The organism is Candidatus Schekmanbacteria bacterium (assembly GCA_003695725.1).
In the GTDB taxonomy this organism is placed as follows: domain Bacteria; phylum Schekmanbacteria; class GWA2-38-11; order GWA2-38-11; family J061; genus J061.
In genome coordinates this window covers 1-4,441 of record RFHX01000318.1, presented here as the reverse complement: position 1 = coordinate 4,441, position 4,441 = coordinate 1, and the positions used below count along the sequence as shown (strand labels likewise).

Here is a 4,441-nt window from a genome sequence, read left to right as displayed (position 1 = left end):
TTATTATTTCATATTGTGGTTTTATTTTCGAGTAATTTAATATTGCGATAGGCTCAACAGCGTGAGCTTTAAAAACAAAAAAATCTTTTATAGAATTTAAAGAAAATGATGGAAAAAGTTCAGGAATATATTTTACCCATTTTTTATAGATAGTTTCAGTTGTTAATTCAAAAGTTTCTTTTTTTGAAGTGTAATCCATAAGGTAGATTAAATTTATATTTCTGTTTTGAAGAGGCGTAATGAGGTTTGTAGTTTCAACAACACCGGCAAAGGGTATATGGTCATTAACAATAGGTATCCAATAATGGTTGCTGAGTTTTTGTTTGCATATGAGAAGGAGGCATACAACACCTTGATAATCTATTTTTTGTATTTTTTTCTCTTTCCCTGCCTGTGATGAAACTATCTCTGGCTGGTCTGGATAGGGCACAGTTGAAATTATAATATCACTCTCAATAATCGAGCCATCTGAAAGATATACTATTAGAGCTCCATTCTTTCTTTCCTCTATTTTTTCTGCTTTAACACCTTTAATTATCGTTGTTTTTTTTTCTAACAAATTCTTTTCAATGGCGCTTATTAATGAAGCGAATCCACCGTCAATGTAAGCCGTTTTATCTGCACCGCTTTTCTTCTCCTTTGTTTCTGTTTGCCTTTTAAGTCTTCCCCAAACCCAGGTTGCAGGCACATTAGAGTATTTTTCTCCAAATTTTGATATGAGCAGTGGTTTCCAAATATAAGAAAAAGCCTTATTCCCGAAATATTCGACCAACAAATTTTCTGCTGTTATTGATTCAAGTTTTTCTATATTTCGTTCATAGTTTAGTTTTAGGAAAGAATATCCAGCTTTGATTCTATCAAAGAAGGGAAGCGGTGAGAATCGAAGGAGGTCAAAAGCTGTATTGAGAGGAAATATTTTTTTATCAATCCAAAATCCCATCGTTGTATATTCCCAAAAAATCTTCTGAGACAATCCATTATCCGAGATAAATTGCAGTAATTCTTTGTCGCTTGATAGGATGCAATGATAAAAACGATCGAGGTTATAAGAGTTATATCTAAAAGATGAAGCAAGTCCGCCAAGAGAGTTTTCCTTTTCTATAATCGTCAGTTTACAATTTTCATTGGGGGAATAAAATGCAAAACTTAGCCCTGAAAAACCTCCTCCGATGATAGTTATCTTCATAGTATATGAAATTTATTTATATATCAGCATCTAATTCAGATTCATTGAAATGGAAAAATTGATATATATTATTTTTTAAATATCTTAAAATCCCTAATTCTTCTAATTATAAATGTAAGTTGAGAGGGATTAAAAAATCTCAATAGAGAAAAAAGCTGCTTTGGTCTCATAAAAAAACTTCGAAATGCTCGTGCTGGTGCGTTTTGGAGAGTTTTTCTATCCAATCCTGCTGGCAGCCATGAAACCTCCTGATAACTTCTGTAATTTTGATTCAATAAACTGCTGTTGCCGATTGTTTCAAAAAGTTCTGAACCGGGTAGGACATCAAGTAGTAGAAACTGTGCCCTGTCAAGAGGAATTTTTTTTGCAAAATTTATCGTTTCTTGAATTGTTTCCTCTGTTTCACCCGGAAGTCCAAATATGAAAAAGCCTTGTGTCAATATTCCTGCCTTTGATGCTTCGCGCACTGCATACTCTATTGTTTCTAATTTTGTTTTTTTCTTGATATTATCCAAAATTTGTTGATTTCCTGACTCAATTCCAAAAGCGAGATAATAACAACCACTTTCTTTCATCAATTTCAAAAGCTCAGGCGTTACAGTTTCAACACGAATGCCATTTGGAGTTGCCCAACTAATTCTTATATTTCTGCTTAAAATCTCGTTGCAGATATCTTCTATATGGCTTCTTTTTAAGGTTAAATTGTCATCTTCAAAGTGTATTTCTTTAATCTTAAATTCTCTTACAAGATATTCAATTTCATCAACTACATTTTTTGCAGAACGAAATCTTATTTTTTTCTTCCATAAATTAGGGCTTGCGCAGAATGTGCACACAAAGGGACAGCCCCTTGATGAAACAACAGGTGCCACAGGGAAGTTTTTTATAAGTCCGCCATGAGGGGCTTTTTTGTATTTTGCAGGATTTATTTGTGCCCAATCGGGAAAGGGGATTGAATCAAGGTCTTCTATGAAATCGCGAGGAGTTATTTCAGCATTTCCCTTTGAAAGCAAGCCGGGAATATTTCCAACATATTTTTCTCCTGATGCGATTTGTCTAATAAGTTCAACAAAAGTTACCTCTCCTTCACCGCAAATTGCATAATCCGCATTACTATCTTCGAGAGACATTTTTGGAAGCGCTGATACATGGGGGCCGCCTAATACAACGGTCAATCCTTTCTTTTTAAGCTTCTTTGATAAGTCAAAGGCTTCTTTCCTGTAGTCGCTGATTATGCTGATTCCAACAATATTGCATTCAGCTTTTACACATTCTTCAACTATTTCATCATTTGATAGGTCTCTATTTAATCCATCAATAATGGTTACATCTTCAAAGCCAGCCGCTTTGATAAAAGAAGATAGATATCCTATTCCTAAAGGTGGTGTAATGAGATGTGTATGATAGAAAGGGCGAGTTAGAATTACTTTCATTCAATTCCTTCTATCTTTGCTTGTTTTGCGTCATGTTCAAAAATTTCTTCTTCACTTGCAATTTTTAAAATTTCATTTTTTGGCAATCCAAAAAGAACATGCTCAGCGGCAAGAAGTCCCATTTCAATTGAATGGTCCATATTATTGTACCTAAAAAGTCCTTGTCTTCCACAGCAAACAAGATTTTCAAAGGAGTTGATAAAAGGAATAGTTTTCTTCAACTGCTCCTTGTAATTTAATCTATATATAGGATAAGCATGTTCAGCATATGTTAAAAAGTAGTCTATGGTCTTTTCTTTGATGTCGCTAAATCCTATCTTGTCGAGGTCATCCACGCATCTGTCATATAGAGTTTTTTTGTCCGCACGCCAAATTTCATCACCTGCATTGCAGGCAATTTCTAAAATGAGTGATGTTTTGCCGGGAGGTGCGCTATGTGGACTCCAATTTTTTGGTTCCTGTATTCTCATAAAAAGGTAGCACAATTCAGGAATATACATCCAAGTATTGTCCGAAACCATTTCCTTATCGAGAAGAATGTTTAGGAAAACAAGAGATCTAAACTTCATTTCTTTTGAAATCTTCAAAATTTCTTCAGGAGCTGATGGTTCAATCTTTTGGATGAATTCAGGCAGTGGGATAGTTGAAATAAAATAGTCCCCTTTCAAGGATAAAGTTTCTCCATCTTTCTTTGCAATGATTTCGTCTATTTGATTATTTTTACAAATGATTTTTTCAACGCTATATCCAAGATAAATAGTTCCTTGTTTTTCTTCTACTACTTCTGCCATTTTTTCAGGAATTCTCCCTATCCCTTTTTCAGGGTAAAAAAACCTCGTTGCGTAGGTTTTTGGAGTGTTGCTTTTTTTCCCAAGCAGTCGCAGAAAAACATCCCAAAGATTTATAAGAGATATTCTTTGAGCTGCCCAATCTGATGAAATTTGATTTGGCATGACTCCCCAAAGCTTTTGGGAGTAGGGACCAAAATAGATCTCATAAAGAGAGCGGCCAAAACGGTTGACTACCCAATCCTCAAATGAGATGTCCTTTACATTGAATAACTTGCATCTAAGAATTGAATAGAGATAATCAACGAAGCACTTGATTGACACAGATAGTTTTAATTTTTTAAGCAAATCTTTTGCTTCAAGAGGATAAGAAAAATATTCTCCCTGCAGGCGAATTACGCTTTTTCTATTTCTGGTAATAATTTCATCTGTCATCAAAGAATAAATTTCATTTGCCAATTCAACATTTTGAGTAATGAAACGATGGCCACCAAGGTCAAAATGATAATCTCCATATTGGACAGTCATACATAAACCGCCAACTTGATTTTCTTTTTCGACAACAATCACAGTGTGGTTTGCTTGTGCTATCTTCCATGCCGCACTCAAGCCGGCGGGTCCCCCGCCAAGAATGATTACTTTTTTTCGCTCACTCATTTTTTAAAATTTTTTTTAAAATATAATCGTTTATAGAGAAAAAACTTTGAATTATATCTTAACACATCTTTTAAAAAAGGGCGGATAATATATTATATTTCCCAATTGATTAATTATTCCCTTCAATTCAGTTGCATAATAACTTGTATAAGAAATTAAGAAACTGTTAAATTTCAAATATAAAGTATAGTCATTATCGTTAAATTTGTAAGCTATTTATTAAATTTAAGTGAAATAAGTGATTTTAAAAAAGACTAAAGAGAAAAGAAATTTTCATACAATGGTATTTAAATATAAGAACCGCATATGTAATAAAAATAACACATAGTGTCGGATTTCTGAACACTTTATCCTTTTTTAACCATTTGATTTATAAG

Annotated in this window: 3 protein-coding genes; all 3 read right to left on the bottom strand. The window is 33.6% G+C overall.

What is annotated here, in order from left to right:
• Positions 1–1,186 (bottom strand): hypothetical protein (locus tag D6734_11835; GenBank protein ID RMF92644.1); only part of this gene is annotated, 1,186 nt, incomplete at its 3' end.
• Between the two features lie 68 nt (positions 1,187–1,254).
• Positions 1,255–2,619: a radical SAM protein gene (locus D6734_11830; GenBank protein RMF92643.1), complete on the bottom strand. Its 1,365-nt coding sequence runs from the start codon at positions 2,617–2,619 to the stop codon at positions 1,255–1,257.
• On the bottom strand, positions 2,616–4,064 hold the full coding sequence (locus tag D6734_11825; GenBank protein ID RMF92642.1) for an FAD-dependent oxidoreductase: 1,449 nt from the start codon (positions 4,062–4,064) through the stop codon (positions 2,616–2,618). The genes D6734_11830 and D6734_11825 overlap by 4 nt, the downstream gene beginning before the upstream one ends.
• Between the last annotated feature and the right edge of the window lie 377 nt (positions 4,065–4,441).